The sequence below is a fragment of the Bacillus sp. FSL M8-0256 genome, assembly GCF_038005765.1.
GTDB classification, from domain to species: Bacteria; Bacillota; Bacilli; order Bacillales; family Bacillaceae; genus Bacillus; species Bacillus safensis.
Genome location: NZ_JBBOTU010000001.1, coordinates 2,980,153 through 3,003,672 on the forward strand (window position 1 = coordinate 2,980,153; position 23,520 = coordinate 3,003,672).

The window sequence follows — 23,520 nt, forward strand, 5'->3', positions numbered from 1 at the left end:
AGATTCACTATGCCCAACCTATTCATCTGATGAAAGATCGTTTATTTTCCTTTATAATTATTAAGGAACACGAAATAAATAAAGAAGGTGGTCTCTATCACAAACAGGAAGAAAAACTTGTACATCATGTGGTTTGTGAACTTTTTTGTATCTGCGAGCATTACAATGATCGTCCCTTTTTTATCACTTTACATAGAATCTCTTGATAGCAGCTATTCAAATGAATTTGTTCAAAGATGGAGCGGCTATGTCTTTGGAGTCACGTTTTTAACGGCCTTCCTGATTTCTCCGATTTGGGGGCGGATTGGCGACCGGCATGGCTATAAAAAGATTTTATTAATTAACGGAATTGGCATCGCCACAAGTATTCTATTAATGGGGCTTGTGCACACCGTGTATCAGCTATTCGCACTAAGGCTCTTCATGGGGCTTGTCACAGGCTTTATCTCGACTTCAATGGCACTGATTTCTGCACAGACCGAAAAGGCAACTGCCGGTAAAACCCTTGGAACGATGCAGATGAGTAATGTTGCCGGAGGATTGTTTGGTCCATTAATGGGTGGATTCATGGCAGACAGCGTTGGATTTATTTATACGTTTTTCCTGACAGCGGCTGTCATTTATGTGTCAGCTATTGTGATTATCTTCGGAGTGAAGGAACAGCCGATCCGGTCAAAAGAAGCAAAGCGTGTTTCTTACTCACGGAAGGATGTACTCTTTCACATTTTCAAGCAGCCTTTGCTTGTCGTCACGATGCTTTTAACGTTTATTACACAAGTAGGGAACTTTAGCATTCAGCCGCTTTTGGCTTTATACATTCATGATTTACATGGTCCTGTCAATCTCGCTTTTTATGCGGGGCTTGCTTTTTCTGCAACTGGACTTGGCAATTTGCTGTTTACGCGAAAATGGGGAGATCTCGGAGATCGAATTGGTCATGACAAGGTGCTGCTTGCCCTTCTCATCCTCTCCTCTATTTTATTCATCCCGCAAGCGATGGCGGATTCGTACGTCATGTTAGTCATTTTCCGTTTCCTATACGGGATGGCACTTGGCGGAATTATTCCGTGTACGACGGCGTATATCCGGATTAAAGCACCTGCTTCTATGCAAGGAGAAGTGCTCGGATACAATGTCAGCTTCCGCTTTCTTGGGAATGTCGTCGGTCCGGTAATCGGCGGCATTGTGGCGAGTCATTACGGGATTCCAGCTGTCTTTTATGTCACTGCCGGCATTTTTCTGTTTGGCGCGTTATTTTTATGGGCGGTCCGCTCACATGCGAAAACAAAGGAAAGGAGTGTCTGATCATCTTCAGATACTCTTTTTTCTTGCGGAAAAGCCTTATTCACTAGACTTCACGCCCTTTCTTTTCTAAAAATAACCTTCTCGTATCCGCAAAAGAATGGTACGATATGGCTAGAAAATTGAAGAAAGTGAGTGACCTCATGTTTCGTGCAATCATTGGTTGGTTATTACTTGCTGCCCTCATCCCATTATTTGCTCTGACTTTTTATCTATCAAAGGAAGAAGCTGCAAGTGTAAAGCCTGTTAACGAAGTGCTTGATCAAAAAATCAAGCTGGAAAAGATAGATTTTTCCCAAAACAGTTATATGTATGACCGGGATGGTTCTCTTATCTCCGAAATCGTCTCAAACGATGAGAACCGAGTGTTCGTGAAATACGATAACATTCCTGAACCTGTGAAGGAGCTGTTCCTTCGTTCAGAGGACCGCAACTTTTATGACCATAAGGGAATTGACTTTATGGGGGTTGTTCGTGCCCTTGCTGCAAATGTCAAAAACCATGGCATCAGCCAAGGAGCGAGTACGATCACACAGCAGCTGTCCCGCAACTTATATTTAAGCCATGAACGTTCGTTCAGCCGAAAGTTTACGGAGCTGCTCTATTCCTATGAACTTGAGCGGAAATTCTCGAAGGATGAAATTCTCGAAAGCTATTTAAATACGATTTATTTCAGTAATGGTGTTTACGGTGTCGGTTCTGCGGCTAATTACTATTTTGATAAGCCGCTTAGTTCTTTAACACTTGCCCAAATGGCATTTATCTCTGCTATTCCAAACAACCCAACACTGTATGACCCATTAAAACAGTTCAAACACACAAAGAAACGCCAAGAACGACTGCTTGGTATTTTGAAGAAAGATGGCGTCATCACCAAAAAACAATACAAAAAAGCCGTCAAAGAAAAAATCAGCCTTTCTTTAAGTGAAAAGAAAAACCTATACCCTGACTATGTGACATATGCCAATGAAGAGTTTACAGATCTTGTGTCTGATCAGGAGGGCTTTACAAAACGATTGAAGAAAGCCAAAACAGCTGAAGCGAAAAAGGCGATTCAAAAGGAATTATCTGAAAAGGTCAGTGCCCTACTCCAGGATGGTGTGAAAATTTATACAGCGCTTGATCCTTCCTTACAGCAAAGAGCCGTCTATCAGCTCAATGCTCAATTGCCTTACCAAGGTGTGGAAGGCGGATCAGCCGTCATTAATCATGAAACGCATCAAATTGTTGCACTTGCTGGCGGGAAAAACTATAAGAAATTTGATTTTAACTACGCTTATCAAGCGCAAAGACAGCCTGGGTCTGCGATTAAGCCGCTTTTAGACTATGCGCCTTATATTGATCAAACCGGTGCAACGGCTTCAAGCACCATCAGTGCCGGCAAGTTTTGCAGCAGCGGATACTGTCCGCAGAACTATAATCATAAAACGTATGGAACAGTCACACTTGAAACAGCCTTTAAAAATTCTTACAATACCCCTGCGATCCGAATGCTGGATACAGTGGGTGTCAAAAAAGGCTTCAGCTATTTAGAGAAATTCTCATTCGAACATATTGTAGCGGAAGATTACCGTCTTCCTTCTGCACTTGGCGGATTTACAAAAGGCTTCTCACCGCTAGAAATAACAGATGCATATACCGTCTTTGGCAACCAAGGAGCCTACACACAAAGTCATTCGATCACAAAAGTGACAGACTTAAACGGTAAGACCCTTTACAAGTGGAAAGAGTCGCCAAAGCAAGTATATTCTCAGCGTACAAATGAAACGATGCGTAAGCTGCTTACCTCTGTTGTGAAGAGTGGGACAGGGAAAAAAGCGAATTTCAACGCCCCTTACATCGGTGGTAAAACAGGGACATCCAATGACTACAAAGATATTTGGTTTGTGGGACTGACAGATCAGTACACAATGGGTGTCTGGGTTGGAAGAGATAGAGGAACGGTGGAATCGATTTATCATTCAAGCCCGCACTTGCGTATTTGGAAAAATACGATGCAATACGCCAGATAAACAGGAGGTTTGATTGCGATGCATTCAACACATCCACCCCATTTAATCTTATTTGACGGTGTCTGCAACGTGTGCAGCGGCGCTGTTCAGTTTGTGATTAAGCGCGATCCGAATGAACGGATGATGTTCGCTTCCTTACAATCAGATACAGGGCAGCGTATTTTAAAGGAAAACGGTTTGCCTTTAGATGAGTTCAATTCATTCATTTATATTGAAAAAGGGACCCTTTATACGAAGTCGACAGGCATCTTAAAAGCCGCGCGGCATTTAAAAGGGATATACAGATGGAGCTTTTTACTCCTTGCCATACCTCGCCCAATCCGTGATTGGTTTTATCAGTTGATAGCAAAAAATCGCTACAAATGGTTTGGTCAAAAAACATCTTGTATGATGCCTACACCCGATATTCAAAAACGGTTTCTTTCATAAAAAAAAGCATCCTCCATTATTGGAGGATGCTCAGATTGTTGAAAAAGAGCTAAAATGATCTTTATTTTAGCTCTTTTTCTTCTTTTCAGCGTGACCTGAAAACCTTTGCAGTCTAGGAAGGACGAGCACCGAAGCGGAGCGAATTTAACATTCGTGAGCATCGGCGCGCAGAACTGACAACGAATGCAAGGGTTTGTCTAAACGCTGAAAGCATCCTCCGTTATTGGAGGATGCTTTCTTTGTCTGCTTATGAAGGCAGACTTGCCATCACACTGTTATAAAGCTTAATAAATAAGTACAAAATACCGATCAAAAACGTCGCCCAAAACAGCAGAATAAACATCATAAATCCAATCAAATTCAGCATAGAAAGCGATTGATAAATGCGAACCACAACCCAGATAAAATAGACAAGACTTGCTAATGCAAAAAGTCCGACTAGCAGAATGAGCTGCTGCGTCAACAGAAATGCTAGCAAGCTGGCAAATAAATAAACAACGGATGCAATCCGAATTTTCTTTAAGTTCTCCCCTTCAGGGTCCTTAGCGAAAAAGAGTAACGCCAGCTCTAATACCGTATCTGCAATCAGTTTTAAGGCAGATAAGATCATAAAATAAACAAGTGCAAAAGCAGCAAAGAGAGCAAGACGAATGCCCTGTTCAGAGAAAAATTCAAGCATTCCTTTTAAAATGCCTGCTTGAGTCAAGAAATCAGTTGTGACACCTACTGTGAAAATCGAAAAAGCAGAGCTGAATAGTAAAATTGAAATCAGCGGAAAATATCCAGTCAAATATGTATTTTTCATAAATAGATCCTTTCTCATAAGCTCACATTTATTATGGCTCACTTAAAACGGATTGACAAGATGCTTTCAAAGTAAACCGACAGCAAAATCAAATTTATGATTTTGCACGTACATTCCTTCACAAACTTACATTTTCCCGTTAAAGTATTACTGTTACGAAAAAATCGTGCGTTAGGGGTATACTCGTGAAAAAAACTTTAAGACTGCAAACACGGCTGACGATCTTTGTGTGCATCGTTGTCCTGATCTCCCTTTGTATCACATTCTTTACGATATGGTCGGAAACAGCCAAGAACATCCATCAGCAGGAACGTGACATTGCTCTTTCTACTGCCAAAATGGTCGCAGAGGCACCGATCACAGCACAATCATTAGAAGATCATTCATATTCCGCATTACGAAAATATACAACAAGTGTTCAGCAAATCACCAAAACCGAATTCGTTGTCGTCATGGATATGAACGGTATCCGCAAAACACACCCGAATCCGCAGAAAATTGGAAAGCGGTTTGCCGGCGGTGATGAAAAAGCAGCATTACAGGGAAAAGAACATATTAGTACGGCTTCTGGAACACTCGGCAGATCCATGCGTGCTTTTGTTCCTGTTTATGATCAAAATGGAAAGCAGCTTGGGGCTGTGGCCGTAGGGATTACGTTAAAGGAAATTGACTTGATTATTCATCAAAGCTTACTTCCACTCTACTTCGTCACATCACTCAGCCTTCTATCTGGCATCATCGGAGCACTCATTGTGGCAAGAAAAGTGAAGAAGATTATGTTTGGACTTGAGCCGGATGAGATCGCCACATTGTTAAAAGAACGAAGTGCCATGCTAGAATCAACAAAAGAAGGGATTCTGGCCGTCGATCAGCACGGTAAAATCAAACTGGCCAATGCAGAGGCCAAACGGCTCTTTCATAATATGGGCATTATGGTTGATCCTAGAGAACAAGATGTTCAAACTCTCCTCCCTTCAAGCGGCTTAAAACAGGTCATTGAAACACGCAAGCCGCTGCTTGATCGTGACGTGAGAATGAATGGACTGGAGCTCGTCTTTAATGAAGTGCCAATTACGGTAAAAGGTGAAATTGTCGGAGCCATCGCCACCTTCCGTGACAAAACAGAAGTGAAACATCTGGCTGAGCAGCTTAGCGGGGTCAAAATGTATGCGAATGCGCTCCGTGCCCAGTCCCATGAATTTATGAACAAGCTTCATGTCATTTTAGGTTTGGTCCAGCTCAAAAACTACGATGATCTTGGCACCTATATCAAAGATATTGCGATCTATCAGCAAACGGAAACAAATGAAATCATCAACCATGTGAAAAACTCCGTTTTAGCAGGATTTTTACTAGGAAAACAAAGCTATATCAGGGAACAAGGCGCTGCCTTAGAGGTTATTTGCAGCACACAAGTGCCAAATACGGAGGACCCTGCAGTGACGCATGATCTCATTACCGTGATTGGCAACCTGTTAAATAATGCACTTGATGCTGTTTCTCATACTGAGACGAAAAACATCTCGATCTCCTTCAGATATGTTCAAGAACAGCTTCACATCGAAATCACGGACACAGGTGTTGGTCTCACAAAAGAAGAACAAGACATCATGTTTGATCAAGGCTTTTCAACTAAAGGAGAAGACAGAGGGTTCGGACTCTACTTCGTTGACCAAAGCATCAAGAAATTGAACGGTCATATGATTGTCACGAGTGAAAAAGGAGAAGGAACGACCTTTAGTCTCCGCATTCCGTATAAACAAAAGGAGGATTCACATGATTAATGTGTTAATAGTAGAAGATGATCCAATGGTTGGGGAGCTGAACAAACGCTACCTGACCCAAATCGACGGCTTTGAGTTAAAGGGGATTGCCACCTCCTTTCAGCAGGCACTTGAAGTGTTAAAAACAGAAGTCATACACCTCGTACTGCTCGATATTTATATGCCTGGACAAAATGGGCTGGCATTACTAACAGAAATTCGCCAGCAAAATCATGCCGTTGATGTCATTGTCATTTCGGCTGCAAATGAAGTCGATGTTGTACAGCAAACGATGCGAAACGGAGCAGTTGATTATTTAATTAAGCCGTTTGAGTTCGAACGATTCCAATCAGCACTGGCAGAGTATAAACGGAAACACGCCCTGTATCAATCCATGAACAGCATTTCGCAAAATGATTTAGATGCGAAGCTTTTTCATAAAAAAGCAGAGGCGGAAAAAGTCCTCTTGCCAAAAGGACTGACCAAAAGCACACTTAAACTCATCTGGACAAGCATTCAATCATTTGGCCAGCAGGCTTTCACAACCGAAGACCTAGCCAATCATACAGAAATCTCTCAAGTCTCCATTAGAAAATACTTGAAATTCCTTGAGGATATCGAAGTGGTGGATGTTGAAATGGCATATGGGACAATAGGACGTCCTGTTTTCCAATATAAACTGAACACGAGCAATATGAATTTGATTCAGCAATATCTTTAAAATACTACATCTGACCTTTCACAAAGGCCAGATGTTTTTTTATGGCATACGATGTAACAAACCCCTTGATATCAGTGGTTCTGCTGTAGCGGAGCACATCACAAAAGCGGCATTATATCATATTTCAGCAGATAAAAAGACATCAAATAAAGCCATTTAACATTTTTTTAAAAATAAAACAAATTTCTATTTATTTATTCGATCGGAAATGATAAATTATGATTGATTAGTTCAACGAGATATAAGTCTGATGTCTTACATCTTCTCTCCTGCTCTCCATAAGTTTCATGAGAAAGCAGGATAAAATACCCTCTTCAGAAGGGTGAGAAGAGATAGATCGGTCTTTTTTCGCGAGACTTTTCTGAAACTTTTAAATTTTATAGGGGGTTATGTTTTGAAGAAGCGCAAAATTGGACTAGCATTGTCCTTAGTCGTAGCAGCAGGAACCATCCTTGGAGCATGCGGCAACTCTGGCTCAAACAGCGGTGAAAGCAAAAAAGATAAAGATCAATTCACTGTTGCAATGGTAACTGATGTCGGTGGTGTCGATGACAAATCGTTTAACCAATCAGCTTGGGAAGGTTTACAAGCATTTGGGAAAGACAACAATCTAAAAAAAGGTAAAAACGGCTTTGATTACTTACAATCTAAATCAGATGCTGACTATACAACAAACTTAAACACACTTGCTCGTGAGAAATTCGACTTGATTTACGGAATTGGTTTCTTAATGGAAGATGCTATTTCTGAAATTGCGGATCAACGTAAGAAAAACCACTTTGCGATCGTTGATGCAGTCGTGAAAAAAGACAACGTGGCCAGCATTGTGTTTAACGAAAACGAAGGATCATTCCTTGTGGGTGTTGCGGCTGCTCTTTCTACAAAATCAAACAAAATTGGATTCGTAGGCGGCGTTGATTCTGAATTAGTCAGAAAATTCGAAGTTGGCTTCCGCGCAGGTGTTGAAGCAGCTAACCCGAAAGCAAAAGTTGAAGTGAAATATGCCGGTGCATTCGATAAGGCTGACATCGGGAAAGCAACAGCTGAAAGCATGTACAAATCTGGCGTCGACATCATCTATCATGCTGCTGGCGGCACTGGAACTGGTGTCTTCACTGAAGCGAAAAACCTGAAAAAAGCAGATCCTAACCGTAAAGTTTGGGTTATCGGTGTAGATAAAGACCAGTATGACGAAGGAAAAGTACCTGGAACAAAACAAAGTGTTACCCTTACTTCTATGGTTAAGAAAGTAGACACAGCGGTACAAGACTTAACAACGAAAGCAAAAGAAGGTAAGTTCCCTGGCGGCGAAGTGATCACATACGGTCTGAAAGAAGGCGCTCTTGACATCTCTCCATCTAAGGAAAACCTTGATAAAGATGTATTAAAGAAAGTTGAAGAATGGAAACAAAAAATCATCAAGGGTGAAGTGAAAATCCCTGCAACACGTGATGAACTAAAAGATTTTAAAGCTTAATTTGAGCAGCGGGATAAGCGCGCCTTATCCCCTGCCTCTCCTTTACCTCCTCTTTATTCGTAAAAGGTGGTAAAAGAAAAGCTGCAGCCTCGTTTTGCAGCTTTTCTTTTGCTAGTTTTTATCTTCATCAGCACCCTAAAAAAGGAGCGGTTAAACCTGTGGATTATGTCATTGAAATGTTGAATATACGCAAAGAATTCCCTGGCATTGTAGCAAACGACAACATTACGCTGCAGCTAAAAAAGGGCGAAATTCATGCGCTGCTTGGTGAAAACGGCGCTGGAAAATCAACGCTCATGAACGTGCTTTTCGGACTGTACCAGCCTGAAAAAGGTGAAATCAAGGTACACGGAAAACCTGTGACCATCTCTAGTCCAAATGATGCTAGTGATTTAGGCATCGGAATGGTGCATCAGCACTTTATGCTGGTCGATACCTTCACTGTCGCTGAAAACATCATTTTAGGTAAAGAGCCCAAGAAGTTTGGAAAGATTGACAAAGAACAAGCCATACAGCAAGTACAAGAGCTTTCTGACCGCTATGGTTTGAAAATAGATCCTGCCGCAAAAGTATCTGACATCTCTGTCGGCATGCAGCAGCGTGCAGAAATCTTAAAAACACTTTACCGCGGCGCTGACATTTTGATCTTCGACGAACCAACGGCCGTTTTAACACCTCAAGAAATCAAAGAACTCATACAAATTATGAAAAACTTAATCAATGAAGGAAAATCCATTATTTTAATCACCCATAAGCTGAAAGAAATTATGGATGCCTGTCATCGCGTGACCATTATCCGAAAAGGCCAAGGCATTCGTACACTTGATGTGGCAAGCACAAATAAAGATGAACTTGCAAGCCTCATGGTTGGTCGTGAAGTGTCATTTAAAACAGATAAAAAAGCTGCTTCTCCAGCTGAGGAAGTTCTTCAAATTCAAGACCTCACAGTAAAAGACGCCAGAGGAATTGAAGCGGTCAAACAGTTGAACCTCTCAGTGAAGGCTGGCGAAATTGTCGGAATTGCTGGGGTAGATGGCAATGGCCAGTCTGAATTAATTGAAGCCATTACCGGTCTAAAGAAATCAGAATCTGGCACAATCATGCTAAACGGGAAAGCCATTCAAAATCTCCCGCCTCGTAAAGTGACCGAATCTGGGATTGGACATATTCCTCAGGATCGTCATAAACATGGACTTGTACTCGATTTTTCAATTGGAGAAAACATTTCCTTACAAACGTATTATCAGCGTCCTTATTCAAAATTCGGCTTATTGAATATGAAAAATATTTATCAAAAAGCAAAACGAATCATTGCGGAATATGACGTCAGAACACCGAGTGAATATACAGAAGCGCGCGCTCTGTCAGGCGGTAACCAGCAAAAAGCCATTATCGGCCGTGAAGTTGACCGCAATCCTGATTTATTAATTGCCGCTCAGCCGACACGAGGACTTGATGTTGGTGCGATTGAATTTGTTCATAAACGTCTAATCGAGCAAAGAGACGCAGGCAAAGCCGTTTTGCTCATCTCCTTTGAGCTTGATGAAATTATCAATGTCAGTGATAAGATCGCTGTTATTTTCGAAGGCAGCATTGTCGCCATTGTTGATCCAAAAGAAACAACAGAGCAAGAGCTTGGTCTATTAATGGCTGGAAGTACGCAACAGGAAGTGGGGAAAGAAGCAAATGTCTAATCGCTTAACAAATCTGCTGATTCCGCTTATAGCCATTGTACTTGGTCTTTTGGTTGGGGCCATTATTATGCTGGCAAGCGGTTATAGTGTCATCGAAGGCTATAGCGCCCTTTGGAATGGCGTTTTCGGTGAAACTTATTATATGGGAGAAACCATCAGGCAAGTGACGCCTTATATATTATCAGGTCTTGCTGTTGCCTTTGCATTTCGGACAGGCCTGTTTAATATCGGTGTAGAAGGTCAAATGCTTGTTGGCTGGGTAGCTGCTGTATGGATTGGAACAACTGTCCATGCTCCTATGTATATTCATCTGCCGCTTGCACTCATCACCGCAGCTGCTGCAGGTGCTTTATGGGGCTTTATTCCTGGTTTTTTAAAAGCTCGTTTTTATGTGCATGAGGTCATCGTTACTATCATGATGAACTACATTGCCCTTCATGTCACAAACTATTTAATCTCAAATGTCTTAACAGATAATAAAGATAAAACAGATAAAATCGATGCCACTGCCTCGCTCCGCTCTGGATTTTTTGAACAGATCACTGATTTTTCCCGAATGCATAACGGTATTTTTGTTGCCATTATTGCTGCGGTCGTGATGTGGATCATTATTCAAAAAACGTCTAAAGGGTTTGAATTACGAGCAGTTGGAATGAACCAGCAGGCATCACATTATGCTGGTATGAACGTTCGCCGCAATATCATTTATGCGATGCTTATTTCAGGTGCTTTTGCAGGTCTTGCAGGCGCTATGGAAGGTCTTGGTACATTTGAATATGCCTCTATTAAAGGCTCGTTTACAGGCGTAGGTTTTGATGGAATTGCCGTCGCTTTATTAGGTGGAAATACGGCTGTTGGTGTTGTCCTTGCTGCATTATTGCTTGGTGGATTGAAGGTCGGTGCATTAAATATGCCGCTTGAATCAGGCGTACCGACTGAGGTTGTTGATATTGTCATTGCGATCATCATTCTTTTCGTCGCCTCAAGCTATATTATCCGTCTTGTGATTCAACAAATGAAGAAAAAGGGGGGAAAATAAGTGGGATTTCTGCAAATACTTGAAATCATCGTCCCAGCTACACTTGTTTATGCTGCACCACTTATTTTAACCGCTCTTGGAGGCGTCTTTTCAGAAAGATCAGGTGTTGTCAATATCGGTCTTGAAGGGTTGATGGTCGTCGGAGCATTTTCCAGTATTATCTTTAACTTATTTTTTGCTGATACGTTTGGAGCCTTGACCCCGTGGCTTGGGCTTCTCGTCGGAATGGCCGTTGGCGGATTGTTCTCACTGATTCATGCAGTGGCGACCATTACCTTCCGAGCTGATCAAACGGTCAGTGGTGTGGCGATTAACATGCTGGCACTTGGCGCTACATTGTTTGTCGTCAAACTGATTTATGGGAAAGCACAAACTGATAAAATTACAGAGCCTTTCTATAAAGGAGATATCCCCCTTTTAAGTGACATTCCGATCATTGGTGATATTTTCTTTAAAGATGTTTATTATACGTCTATACTCGCCTTAGCTCTTGCGGTTGTTGCTTGGTTTGTTTTATTTAAAATGCCGTTTGGTCTTCGTCTTCGTGCAGTCGGAGAGCATCCAATGGCAGCTGATACAATGGGTATCAAAGTGTACCGGATGCGTTACATTGCTGTTTTCATTAGTGGACTGTTTGGCGGTCTTGGCGGAGCTGTTTATGCCTCAACGATCGCGCTTGATTTCTCACATGCCACCATTACTGGACAAGGCTTCATCGCACTAGCTGCGCTTGTATTCGGTAAATGGCATCCATTTGGCGCAATGGGCGCTGCTTTATTCTTTGGATTTGCTCAAAGTTTAAGCATCATTGGCTCTCTCCTGCCGCTGTTCCAAGATATACCGAATGTGTATATGCTCATAGCACCATATGTGCTCACCATTTTAGCACTTACTGGCTTCATCGGACGTGCCGATGCACCGAAAGCACTTGGTACGCCTTATCTAAAAGGAAAACGATAAATACGATGTATGATCAATCCCCTGAAGGACAAACTACTTTCAGGGGATTTTTGTATGATAAAAAACTCAAAAACTCCTGTTTATTTTACTTTTATTACACTTATTTTAGTTTAATAAATAGATGAGTGTCACAGAATCTTCTACAATTGAGACAAATAGCATTTGGGGGTGTTTATGTGGCTAATGCACAACAATTGAAATCGATTACAGACGATTCTGACAATAATAAAAGCGTTTTCCGTAAGATCATGTCTTGGAAAATTGGTGTTATTGATCTACCTGTGTATTTAGTACTTGCAGCGATTATTTTAACTGCCGCTTATTTTAATAAAATTCCAGCAAATATGCTTGGTGGTTTCGCTGTTATTATGATTTTGGGGATTTTCCTTGGAGATGTAGGACAACGTATTCCAATCTTAAAAGATATTGGTGGACCGGCGATTCTTTCTTTATTCGTACCATCGTTCCTGGTCTTTTTTAATGTTCTGAATCCGAACTCATTGGAAGCGGTTACGTCTCTTATGAAAACGTCGAACTTCCTTTACTTCTATATCTCTGCTCTTGTAGTAGGTAGTATTCTAGGGATGCAGCGAACTGTTTTAGTACAAGGCCTTATTCGTATGTTTGTTCCTCTCGTTGCAGGTACAATTGCAGCTGTGAGTGCTGGTATCCTTGTTGGCCTTTTAGTTGGCTTCACACCGCATCATTCATTCTTCTTTATTATTGTACCGATTATTGCCGGTGGTGTTGGAGAAGGGATTCTGCCATTATCTATCGCTTATTCACAAATTCTTGATGTATCAGCAGAGTCATTAATTTCTCAATTAATTCCTGCGGCTGTCATCGGGAACGTCATTGCCATTATCTGTGCTGGCGCATTGAAGAAGCTTGGTGAAAAACGTCCAGAACTAAACGGGAATGGCCGTCTTGTGAAATCTAAAGAAGCAAACGAAATTTTCGAGCAGCCAGATTTGGATGCAAAAGTTGATTTCGGGTTAATGGGTGCTGGTGTACTCGTTGCTTGTACAACCTTCATCTTTGGTGGTTTGTTAGAAAGCTTTGTTCATATTCCAGGTCCAATCTTAATGATTGTTCTTGCCGCTTTAATCAAATACTTAAACGTGATGCCTCAGCATCTTCAAAACGGCTCACAGCAGTTCTACAAGTTTGTATCTAAAAGCTTTACATGGCCGCTGATGGTTGGTCTTGGTATTCTATACATTCCACTTGATGATGTAGCAACTGTCATCTCCATTCCATTCGTATGCGTATGTATCGCTGTTGTACTCGCAATGGTTGGTTCTGGTTACTTCGTTGGAAAACTAATGAACATGTATCCAGTAGAATCTGCTATTGTCACTGGCTGTCACAGCGGACTTGGCGGTACTGGCGACGTTGCGATTCTTTCAGCTTCTGGAAGAATGGGTCTTATGCCTTTCGCACAAGTATCTACACGACTTGGCGGAGCAGCAACTGTTATCTGTGCAACGATCTTACTCAGAGTGTTTAGTTAAACTGCCACACATAAAAAGCATGGGCTCTCACATGGGCCCATGCTTTTTTTATATTTCTTTTCTCCTATAGGATCTTATTCATCAGCTAATACAATTCGTAAATATTCCCTGGGCTGAAAAGGATACAGCTTGGTTTCTTGATAGCTCATGTGAAGAAGATGCTCAGAAAACAGCGGCCATTCACTCCCGGCCTGCCACCTTTTTTGATCATTTCGGTCAATCAAGAATGCTCCTCCTAAAATCGTGCAGAATAGGCTTAAGCTGATGACGATCTTTCGTTTCATTTGATCAGCTCCTTTAAGAAAAGCATGTACGAAAAACAAAACAATATACAATGAGTATCATTTTTGATAAAATTATTTTTGTGGTCAAAAGAACCTAAAACAAATACAGTTTGCTTGAAATCGTTTCAAACCAATGCACTATGGCTGTATTTACGCTATAATTTTAATTACCAGTTCTTTAGAACGTGAATTTATATTGATCAAAGGAGGTTCATTTTCTTGCAGCTTATTCACTTCGCCATCCTATCACCTTTTTTACTCGCTTTTGTTGTACCTTTCCTTTACAAATATGTGAGGCGTATACATACAGGATGGTTTGTTCTCATCTTGCCGATTCTTTTATTTACCTATTTCATCCAAATGTTACACATCACTTCGAATGGACGAACGCTTTTCTCACAGGCTGAATGGATTCCATCTTTAGGGATGAATTTCACTGTGTATGTTGATGGTCTCAGCCTGTTATTTGCTTTATTAATTACAGGTATCGGCTCACTAGTGGTGCTGTACAGTATTTTCTACTTATCAAAGGAAAAAGAACAGCTTGGCTCTTTCTACACGTATTTGCTCATGTTTATGACCGCGATGCTGGGTGTCGTTCTTTCTGACAACATGGTGGTTTTATACTTGTTTTGGGAGTTAACGAGTATCTCTTCCTTCCTCTTAATTGGGTATTGGTATAAGCGGGAGCGCTCTAGATATGGAGCAACAAAATCACTGCTTATTACTGTTTTTGGCGGATTAGCTATGCTTGGTGGCTTCATCCTCATTTACCTGATTACTGATTCATTCAGTATTCGTGAAGCAGTCAATCAACTTCAGCTCATTATGGCATCACCTTACTTTATCCCTGCCATGATCCTAATCTTACTAGGTGCGTTTACGAAATCAGCGCAGTTCCCATTCTATATCTGGCTGCCTGATGCAATGGAAGCACCGACCCCTGTGAGCAGTTATCTGCATTCTGCTACGATGGTGAAAGCCGGTATTTATCTTGTTGCCCGCTTCAGTCCAATCTTTGCTATATCAGAGGTATGGTTCTGGACCATTTCCATCGTGGGACTTGTCACATTATTCTGGGGATCATTCCACGCCGTCCGGCAAAACGATTTGAAAGCCATTCTGGCCTATTCGACAGTGAGTCAGCTCGGCATGATTATGCTCATGCTTGGCGTCGGCGCAGCTGCGATTCATGAAAACAATCCTGCCTTTTTTGGCGCAGCCGTTCTTGCAGCTATTTTTCACCTCATTAACCATGCTACGTTTAAAGGCAGTCTCTTTATGGCAGCTGGTATTATCGATCATGAAACAGGAACTCGTGACATTCGGAAATTAGGCGGATTAATGACGATCATGCCGATTACCTTCACAATTACGTTAATCGGTACATTTTCAATGGCCGGATTACCGCCATTTAACGGTTTCTTAAGTAAAGAGCTATTTTTCACAAGTATGATACGGATTTCTGATATCAGCTTTACGGACGTTTCAACATGGGGTGCCATCTTCCCAGCACTCGCTTGGCTCGCTAGTGTCTTTACGTTCATTTATAGTATGATGCTCCTCTTTAAGACTTTTAGAGGCCGTCTGAATATAGACCAATTGGAGAAAAAACCACATGAAGCACCGATCGGCATGCTCATTCCGCCCATCATTCTAGCTGCACTTGTGGTCACCTTCTTCTTTTTCCCTAATATTCTTGCCTATTCTGTCATTGAACCTGCAATTGCGGCGATCATTCCTGAAGCGATTGAAACAGGAAGCCGTTTTTCTGTGAAAATTGAAGCATGGCATGGCTTCCAGCCAGAACTCTATATGACAATAGGTGTTGTTGTACTCGGCACAATCGGCTACTTGACGCTTGCAAAATGGCGTCCAATGTACAACATCTTTAAGGAAAAGTGGTCATTTAATGCTTTATACGACCGCTCTCTTATCGGTTTAGAAAAAGGTTCATACCGCCTGACAAACAGTTATATGACTGGTTTTCTTCGTGACTATCTTGTCTATGTGTTTGGGTTCATGATTATCGTTATTGGCGGCGTGATGTTTTATCAGCAGGCCTTTTCATTTCAAACTGATCAGGCTGCCTCAATTGGCACGTATGAGGTGATTCTTTCACTTGTGATGGTGGCGGCGACGATTGCCACAGTATTCGCAAGTTCACGATTAACAGCTATTATTGCACTAGGTGTCATGGGCTACACGCTGTCATTATTCTTCGTGATTTTCAGAGCACCTGACCTTGCGCTGACGCAGCTGATTATTGAAACGATTTCTGTTGCACTGTTTTTGCTTTGCTTCTATCATTTGCCGAAGCTGAGCTTAAAGCAAAAAACAAGAAGATTCAAAATGACCAATTTCATCATTTCATTAGGCGTTGGGGTTGTTGTCACTTGTCTAGCTTTCGCTTCCACAAGTCAGCAGTCACTTGACACCATCTCAACTTACTTTATTGAAAACAGCTACAAACTTGCTGGCGGTGACAATATTGTCAATGTCATTCTAGTAGATTTCAGGGGCTTTGATACCCTTTTTGAAATTACCGTGCTCGCCATTGCGGCACTTGGTATTTATGGATTATTAAAAACGCAAACAAAACGGAAGAGAGGTGTGCGGCGATGAGAAAGATTGATACGAATGATATGCTTTTGCAAGTCACAACAAAAATCACAGCATTTATCATCTTGCTTTTCTCCCTTCACCTATTTCTTGCGGGACATAACAATCCTGGCGGCGGATTCATTGGCGGCCTGATGAGTGCTGCGGCTGTCGTTCTTCTACTTTTAGCCTATGATCTGAAGACAGTAAGACGCATTTTGCCATTTGACTTTATTTATGTAACTGGAGCCGGTTTGCTCGTTTCGATCCTGACAGGTATGGGATCCTTTCTATTCGGTGCACCTTTTCTATCCCATGCATTTGATTATTTCCAATTACCGTTTTTAGGGAAAACAGAACTGGCGACAGCTGTCCTGTTTGATATCGGTGTGTATTTGGTTGTTGTCGGTGTCACCATGACCATTATTCAAATGATTGGAGAGAAGGAATAATGGAATTTCTAATGTCTATTATCGTCGGAATTATTTTTATGGCGGCGACCTATTTGATGCTGTCAAAGAGCCTTCTGCGGGTCATCGTCGGTACTGCTGTTTTGAGTCACGGCGTCCACTTGCTTCTTTTAACAATGGGCGGTTTAAAAAAAGGAGCGCCTCCCGTTCTAAAAGAGGGGCTCACATCCTATGTGGATCCATTGCCACAAGCATTAATTTTAACAGCCATTGTCATTGCTTTTGGTGTGACATCCTTATTACTTGTCATGGCCTTCCGTGCCTTCCAAGAGCTGCGAACAGATGACATGGATCAAATGAGAGGAAATGATCAGCATGAATAATCTCGTGATCCTGCCTATATTAATTCCATTACTAGCTGCTACACTATTGATCTTTATGAATAAAAACATCATGCTGTCAAGAGTCTTTAGTGTCTTGGCATCTCTTTCAGCCATTATATGCAATGCATATTTGGTTCAAACGATTTTCACAAATGGGATACAAACCCTTTATTTGGGCGGCTGGCAAGCGCCATTTGGGATTGCCCTTGTGGCCGATCAATTTGCTGCACTCCTTGTGCTGACCGCTTCCGTTGTCGGGCTTGTGACAGTCCTCTTCTCCTTTCAAACGATTGGGAAAGAAAGAGAGCGGCTCTTCTATTATTCTGGCGTACAGTTTTTGTTAGCTGGCGTGAGCGGAGCCTTTTTAACGGGAGATATTTTCAACCTGTTTGTATTCTTTGAGTTACTGCTGATGGCATCTTATATGCTTATTGTATTAGGCGGATCAAAGCCTCAGCTGCGTGAATCACTCAAATATATTGTGTTTAATATCATCTCGTCGGCATTATTTATTGTCGGAGTCGCCTGTTTATATGCAGTGACGGGTACGCTCAATATGGCTGATTTAAGTGTGAAAATAGCTGAATCAGGGCAAACAGGGCTAATCACTGTTATTTCCATCCTGTTCCTCATTGTATTCGGCTTAAAAGCTGGGATCTTCCCGCTTTATTTCTGGCTGCCAGGATCGTATCATGCGCCGCCAGCAGCGATTTCAGCTCTATTTGGGGCTTTGCTGACAAAGGTTGGCTTATATGCGATTGCAAGAGTCTTTACATTAATTTTTATACACGATACAGGCTTCACCCATACACTCATGGCGTGGCTTGCCGCACTGACGGTGATATTCGGTGTGATAGGCTCGATCGCCTATTCTGATGTGCAGAAGATCGTGATTTATAACATTGTCACAGCTGTTGGGGTCATTTTGTTTGGATTTGCAGCCAACACACCTGCATCACTCCAAGGGGCCATTTATTATCTCATTCACGACATGGTGATCAAAGGGGCTTTATTTATGCTGGCAGGTGCCCTCTTTGTGTATGCTGGTACAAATCAACTGAAAAAAATGGGCGGACTGATTCAATCCCAGCCTCTATTAGGATGGATGTTTTTCATATCGGCTTTATCGCTTGCAGGAATTCCGCCACTGAGTGGCTTTGTTGGAAAACTAAAAATTGTGGAAGGTGGATTTTCTGCTGGACACATGACGTTTTCTATCCTGGTCTTACTGTCCAGTCTTCTTGTCCTCTACTCTATTATGAAGATTTTCATGTCCGCATTTTGGGGCGAGGAACAGGATATGCGAAGAAGAAAGCCGTCAATTAAAGGAATGGTGTACCCTGGCGTACTGCTTGTCGTCCTATCGCTTTCCATTGGGTTAGGGACAGAGTTCATTGCCCCTTATATCAATCAAGCAGCGGAAATGCTCTCTACACCAGAAAAATATATTCAAGCTGTGCTGAAGGAGTAGATGAACATGGCCTTTCAAATATTACTAAACGCACTCCTCGCCTTTACATGGATGTTTATGAATGATACATACAGAGCCGCAGACTTTGTATCAGGTTTTGCATTAGGGATGATCGCCATTTTCATGCTGCGTCGATTTTTCCCGCAGCGTTTTTACGGCTATGCCCTTTATGCGATTTTCAAGCTGATCATCATTTTTATTCGCGAGCTGCTTCTTGCCAATTTAAGTGTATTAAAGACCGTATTATCTCCAAAGCTCACGATTAAGCCCGGTATTTTCGCCTTTCGTACGGACTTGAAAACAGATTGGGAAATCACCATACTGGCAAATATGATTACATTGACACCAGGTACACTAGTGATTGATATTTCCGATGATCGGTCCATTTTATACATTCATGCGATGGATATTGAAGATGCTGAAAAAGCCATTCACGATATCCGGGTTTCATTTGAAAAAGCGATTCAGGAGGTGAGCGGTAAGTAATGGAACTCATTTTGCAAATGTCACTTGGCATTCTGGCACTGTCTACTTTGCTTTTTGTGATACGAGTGATCAAAGGTCCCTCTATTCCTGATCGTGTAAGTGCACTTGATGCGATAGGAATCAATTTAATTGGGATGACAGCCATCGTTTCAATTTTACTGAAAACCACTGCATTCTTTGAGATTATTTTACTGCTCGGCATCCTTGCCTTTATTGGTACTGTCGCTTTTTCCAAATTCCTTGAGAAAGGGGAAGTGATTGAAAATGATCGTCATCGCTAAAGCCATCGTGATTTTCTTTATCCTGCTAGGCGCTATCCTCTGTTTGATTTCAGCCATTGGTGTCCTTCGCCTGCCGGATGTTTACACCCGTATGCATGCTGCATCAAAAGCATCGACCCTTGGCGTTGTTCTGATTTTAGTAGGTGTGTTTTTTCACGAATGGTTTCTTGCAGGCGTTATTTCTGCAAAAATCCTTCTCGGCATCGTATTTATCTTCCTGACAGCACCAGTCGGCGCACACTTAATCGGAAGAGCCGCCTACAATACTGGTGTTAAGCTCGACAAACGCAGCGTTCAAGATGATTATGGCGGTTTCCGTAACTTTGTGATTAAGCGAAAAGAAGATTCTTATTTATAAAAAGCAAAAAAGAATGGCCTGCCATGTTGGGCCATTCTTTTTTTACCGCACAACAGCATACAAAAAAAGCTTCCGCTGCACCGGGAGCTTTTTTATATGCGATCAATGACAGCAAGTGTGCATCTTGACGTACAGATGTGCCGGTCTCGATCATCTTTTATATCGATTTGAAATACCATTGTACGCCGCCCCACATGTACAGGAACCGCTGTCGCTGTCACCACTCCATCGCGTACAGATTTTAAATGATTGGCATTGATTTCAATACCTGAGCAAACTTGCTGCGTTAAGTCTAAATGAGCCGCAGCCCCCATGCTCGCCACTGTTTCTGCTAGAGCAGCAGATGCTCCTCCGTGCAGCAGTCCAAATGGCTGTTTTGTTCTGTGATCGACTGGCATTGTTGCAACGCATCGTGATTTATTGCACTCTACAATTTCAATGCCTAGTGCCTCAAGCAGTGTATTTGATCCGCTCACATCCATTAAGGCCCTCTCCCTTCACACGTTTACAGCACACTTTCAGACTTGGCAATTAACACCGCTTCTGTACGAGATCCAACATTCAGCTTATTAAAGATGGATGTCAAACTGTACTCAATTGACCGTTTGCTCAAATGAAGCACATCGGCAATCTCCTGGTTCGTGTATCCTTTTTCTACTTCTCTAAGGATCAAACACTCCCGTTCGGTTAAGAGATCGTGATCAGTCTGCTGCGCCTGTTCTGGCTTTTCTTGCTGCTGTGAAATTAATTTCTTTAAATAGGACAGCTGAATGACAACTTCCCCTTGCAATGTCCGGTGTATGTATTCAATAATTTTGTCTTTCGTCTCTGTTTTGCTGATTGCACCGTGTAATCCAGCCCGAATAGCCTCTTCAAAATAATCATCTACTTCATACCCTGTATAAATGATAATTTTCACTTGATGGTTGGTTTCTAAAATTTGTTTCGCAATGTCCATTCCATTGATATCCCCGAGATTTAAATCCATTAAAATCACATCATAGATGGAAAAGTCATGCGTCTTTAAAAAGGCGGCTTCTGCATCAGGACTTAAACAATCGACTGATAGCTGCTGGTCTGATTCTAATATGCTTTTTGTCCCTTCCATGACAGCCGGATGATCATCAATGACCAATATCTTCTTCATGTCTTCCTCCCTTTAAATCACTCACTTCCATTTTATATAAAAGACTTGGCTGATGCCAAGTCTTAATCCTTAATAAATCGTTACAATTCCATTTCAATTTTCACCTTAAGCCCTTTTTCCGGGGCTGTGTGAATTTGAAGCTTTCCATTTAACGCTTTCACTCGTTCTCTAATTCCCGATAGCCCCATGCTCATTGTGTGCTGATCAAGATGACTTGCATCAAAACCGACTCCATCATCCTCATAGTGAAGAACAACCTGATCTTTAATACAAATCAGCATCACTAACACTTGAGTGGCTTTCGAATGCTTCAGGGCATTGGATAACAGCTCCTGAACAATTCGGTAAATATTCAGCTGTGAATCAATATCAATGTCCAATTCTTTATCAAAGCGTGTCGTATTCAGCCTAATATGAAACGGCGCTTCCTCCTGAATTTGAGAAGTCAGCTTCGATATCGCCTTTACTAAACCTAAATCATACAGCAGCTGCGGGCGAAGCTCATGACACGTTTCTCTCGTCGTTTGAATCACTTTGGACATTTGATCATTCCATGAGATAAGCGAATTTTCAATAGATGTAGGGCATTGGTTGTTTTGGAAATTCGTTAAAAACATCTCCGACTGCCTTTTTAGTGATATCAAGTCCTGCAGCACGGAATCATGAAGATCTCTCGCTAAATCTGAACGCTGCTTCTCTTCCATAGCAAACATGATTTTCTTCAGCCAGGCAGGATTGGCCTCACGCTGTTTCAAATCGTCAAGATGCTCCATCAACTCTTCGATTTTGACAACATTTTCTAAACTGACACTTGTATAAAAGGCCAATGTTTTCAACCAAGAAATCTCATCACGCGACAATTTCGGTGTCCGTAAATTAGATAAACAACAAATCACAAAAGAGTGACCGCCCCGCTCACCAATTTTCATCATGAATCCTTTATCAAGCGCAATAATTTTTCCAACTTCACCTAATAATTCCTGAAATTGGTCTACATACTTTTTCCATAGCTTACTGTCCTCTGTCGATTCATCAATCTCTTCAACCTGTCCATCTGCCTTCACTTCAAGCACAAAGGCTTTGTTCACAACAAGTACTTCTAAAATGGTGTATTTTAAATGATAGAACACTTGGTGAAGTGATGACGCCTCACGAATGAGCTGCGTGAATTTAAACACGCTATCTTGATAATTATGCTTCTCTGAAAAACGCTTCAATCGAAAACGGAAGTCGATGATTTCTTTAAAATAGAAGACAGTGAGCATAAGAATATACGTGATAATCGTAAATTTCATTGTATAAAAGTTAGCACTTGGCTTCTGAATGAAATCAAATATAACGACTACCGCTATAGTAGGTGTGATGGCTAAAAGACTATAATATTTGATTCTCCCCAAAAAGAAATCAACATTATATAATTTATTTGTCATAAATTGATAGACTAAGAAAAACGGAATCAATAAAGCGAACGATGCTAGGATATAAGGTGAAATAAAATATTTATGAAATAAATAAGGAATAATAAAAAATAGCATAAATGGACTGAATGATGAGATCAAGATAAGTGCAAAGGCACTAAGGACATTTCCGATTTCAGTCCCTTTCAACTTTTTAGCAGCCCTTAATGTGATAATAATCGTAATAAATGCAAGTGCAAAGAATGAAAGTAAGTTAAAAGCAGCTAAAACCATATTTTTAAACAGAATTTCTAATACAATATTTATAAAAGGGACGGCATACAAACAAAGAAGTACACGCCAACTAATAATTACCGTTCCTAATTCCTTTAAATATTGATACATAAAGTGCATATATAACGACGGTACACTAGTCATCGTAAAAATTACGACAAAGCTGCTAATATATTCCCCTTTACCAGAGCCGCCAGAGCTTACATAGGCTACAGCAACAGCTAGCAAAAAGAGAGCTAGAATATATGCAGACTCTTTTTTCCTAGATTTATTGATTTTTAAAATCATAAATATACAGAATAGACAGATCGAATAAAAAATGATAGGTATTATATAAATAAACAGATTTTCTTGACTTAATAAGCTTACATTCTCTATTTCAATTTCATCACCATGTCTATCAACAACTAAACTCTTGACATTCGCTAAATAACCTCGTCTTACTTCTTCGGTTGGTTCTTTGTTACCGTTCACTTCAAGGATGATATCGCCTTTCCTAACACCAGCATAATAGCTGTCTGTAAAATCAACAACATCCTCTATTTCAAGTTGGCCGTCACTATTCACCGAAACGACTGCTCCTACAAAAATATTAAACACATTGATGTAGGAAATATAAATCACATAAATAAAGCTAAGGATCATTAATATAACAGTTAATTTCGAGTAAAATTTTTGCATAGACCCTCTAT

22 protein-coding genes are annotated in these 23,520 nt (G+C 41.2%); 17 read left to right on the top strand and 5 right to left on the bottom strand.

All coding sequences use genetic code 11. The features are described 5' to 3' along the window. Positions 1-126 precede the first annotated feature (126 nt). The 3 genes from NSQ76_RS15435 to NSQ76_RS15445 all read left to right on the top strand — a co-directional run bounded on the left by NSQ76_RS15435 (position 127) and on the right by NSQ76_RS15445 (position 3,743). Complete coding sequence (locus NSQ76_RS15435; RefSeq protein ID WP_220396324.1) at positions 127-1,305, top strand: MFS transporter; 1,179 nt, start codon at positions 127-129, stop codon at positions 1,303-1,305. Positions 1,306-1,412: 107 nt separating this feature from the next. Next, on the top strand, positions 1,413-3,314 hold the full coding sequence (locus NSQ76_RS15440) for a transglycosylase domain-containing protein (RefSeq protein ID WP_051582041.1): 1,902 nt from the start codon (positions 1,413-1,415) through the stop codon (positions 3,312-3,314). A gap of 18 nt (positions 3,315-3,332) precedes the next feature. Then, a complete protein-coding gene (locus tag NSQ76_RS15445) occupies positions 3,333-3,743 on the top strand; it encodes a thiol-disulfide oxidoreductase DCC family protein (RefSeq protein ID WP_024423304.1) in 411 nt (136 codons plus the stop codon). 247 nt (positions 3,744-3,990) lie between these two features. Here NSQ76_RS15445 and NSQ76_RS15450 read toward each other — a convergent pair whose 3' ends face one another. Next, complete coding sequence (locus NSQ76_RS15450; protein ID WP_034622124.1) at positions 3,991-4,548, bottom strand: YufK family protein; 558 nt, start codon at positions 4,546-4,548, stop codon at positions 3,991-3,993. Positions 4,549-4,733: 185 nt separating this feature from the next. Here NSQ76_RS15450 and malK point away from each other — a divergent pair, with 185 nt between their 5' ends. From malK to NSQ76_RS15485, 7 genes are all read left to right on the top strand, one after another. After that, positions 4,734-6,332 carry a malate sensor histidine kinase MalK gene (gene malK, locus NSQ76_RS15455; RefSeq protein ID WP_034622126.1) on the top strand — a complete coding sequence of 533 codons (1,599 nt, stop codon included), beginning with the start codon at positions 4,734-4,736 and terminating at the stop codon, positions 6,330-6,332. Beyond that, positions 6,325-7,032: a response regulator gene (locus NSQ76_RS15460; RefSeq protein ID WP_024423307.1), complete on the top strand. Its 708-nt coding sequence runs from the start codon at positions 6,325-6,327 to the stop codon at positions 7,030-7,032. Before malK ends, NSQ76_RS15460 begins: the two co-directional genes overlap by 8 nt. Positions 7,033-7,426: 394 nt before the next feature. Further along, the gene (locus NSQ76_RS15465; protein ID WP_024425935.1) at positions 7,427-8,509 is read left to right on the top strand and encodes a BMP family lipoprotein; all 1,083 of its coding nucleotides are present in this window, start codon (positions 7,427-7,429) and stop codon (positions 8,507-8,509) included. 158 nt (positions 8,510-8,667) lie between these two features. Beyond that, complete coding sequence (locus NSQ76_RS15470) at positions 8,668-10,203, top strand: ABC transporter ATP-binding protein (protein ID WP_024425936.1); 1,536 nt, start codon at positions 8,668-8,670, stop codon at positions 10,201-10,203. Further along, entirely contained in the window at positions 10,196-11,242 is a 1,047-nt protein-coding gene (locus tag NSQ76_RS15475) for an ABC transporter permease (protein WP_024423310.1), read from the top strand. Before NSQ76_RS15470 ends, NSQ76_RS15475 begins: the two co-directional genes overlap by 8 nt. After that, entirely contained in the window at positions 11,243-12,202 is a 960-nt protein-coding gene (locus NSQ76_RS15480; protein WP_024423311.1) for an ABC transporter permease, read from the top strand. 176 nt (positions 12,203-12,378) lie between these two features. After that, complete coding sequence (locus NSQ76_RS15485) at positions 12,379-13,716, top strand: 2-hydroxycarboxylate transporter family protein (RefSeq protein ID WP_024425937.1); 1,338 nt, start codon at positions 12,379-12,381, stop codon at positions 13,714-13,716. A 74-nt stretch (positions 13,717-13,790) separates the two neighbouring features. On the opposite strand, the gene NSQ76_RS15490 is transcribed toward NSQ76_RS15485, so the two are convergent. After that, positions 13,791-14,000, bottom strand: coding sequence for a hypothetical protein (locus NSQ76_RS15490; RefSeq protein ID WP_024425938.1), 210 nt, complete (start codon positions 13,998-14,000; stop codon positions 13,791-13,793). Positions 14,001-14,219: 219 nt separating this feature from the next. On the opposite strand from NSQ76_RS15490, the gene NSQ76_RS15495 reads away from it, so the two are divergent. From NSQ76_RS15495 to mnhG, 7 genes are read left to right on the top strand one after another with little or no spacing between them, the layout of a single operon-like run. Then, complete coding sequence (locus NSQ76_RS15495; protein ID WP_025094188.1) at positions 14,220-16,625, top strand: Na+/H+ antiporter subunit A; 2,406 nt, start codon at positions 14,220-14,222, stop codon at positions 16,623-16,625. Beyond that, positions 16,622-17,053 carry a Na(+)/H(+) antiporter subunit B gene (locus tag NSQ76_RS15500; protein ID WP_025094187.1) on the top strand — a complete coding sequence of 144 codons (432 nt, stop codon included), beginning with the start codon at positions 16,622-16,624 and terminating at the stop codon, positions 17,051-17,053. Before NSQ76_RS15495 ends, NSQ76_RS15500 begins: the two co-directional genes overlap by 4 nt. Next, entirely contained in the window at positions 17,053-17,394 is a 342-nt protein-coding gene (locus tag NSQ76_RS15505) for a Na(+)/H(+) antiporter subunit C (RefSeq protein ID WP_024423316.1), read from the top strand. The genes NSQ76_RS15500 and NSQ76_RS15505 overlap by 1 nt, the downstream gene beginning before the upstream one ends. After that, complete coding sequence (locus NSQ76_RS15510) at positions 17,387-18,865, top strand: Na+/H+ antiporter subunit D (protein ID WP_285709669.1); 1,479 nt, start codon at positions 17,387-17,389, stop codon at positions 18,863-18,865. The genes NSQ76_RS15505 and NSQ76_RS15510 overlap by 8 nt, the downstream gene beginning before the upstream one ends. A gap of 6 nt (positions 18,866-18,871) precedes the next feature. After that, on the top strand, positions 18,872-19,351 hold the full coding sequence (locus NSQ76_RS15515) for a Na+/H+ antiporter subunit E (RefSeq protein ID WP_024425941.1): 480 nt from the start codon (positions 18,872-18,874) through the stop codon (positions 19,349-19,351). Continuing rightward, positions 19,351-19,632 (top strand): Na(+)/H(+) antiporter subunit F1, encoded by a 282-nt coding sequence (locus NSQ76_RS15520; RefSeq protein ID WP_024425942.1) that lies wholly within the window; start codon positions 19,351-19,353, stop codon positions 19,630-19,632. Before NSQ76_RS15515 ends, NSQ76_RS15520 begins: the two co-directional genes overlap by 1 nt. Beyond that, positions 19,616-19,990 (top strand): monovalent cation/H(+) antiporter subunit G, encoded by a 375-nt coding sequence (mnhG, locus tag NSQ76_RS15525; protein WP_024423320.1) that lies wholly within the window; start codon positions 19,616-19,618, stop codon positions 19,988-19,990. Before NSQ76_RS15520 ends, mnhG begins: the two co-directional genes overlap by 17 nt. Before the next feature lie 92 nt (positions 19,991-20,082). Here the strand turns inward: mnhG and NSQ76_RS15530 are convergent, their stop codons facing one another. The 3 genes from NSQ76_RS15530 to NSQ76_RS15540 form a co-directional block, all read right to left on the bottom strand. Next, entirely contained in the window at positions 20,083-20,472 is a 390-nt protein-coding gene (locus NSQ76_RS15530) for a hotdog fold thioesterase (protein WP_024423321.1), read from the bottom strand. 23 nt (positions 20,473-20,495) lie between these two features. After that, positions 20,496-21,137, bottom strand: a complete 642-nt coding sequence (locus NSQ76_RS15535; RefSeq protein WP_024423322.1) for a response regulator transcription factor — start codon at positions 21,135-21,137, stop codon at positions 20,496-20,498. Positions 21,138-21,217: 80 nt separating this feature from the next. After that, a complete protein-coding gene (locus tag NSQ76_RS15540; protein WP_024425943.1) occupies positions 21,218-23,509 on the bottom strand; it encodes a sensor histidine kinase in 2,292 nt (763 codons plus the stop codon). Positions 23,510-23,520: the final 11 nt, after the last annotated feature.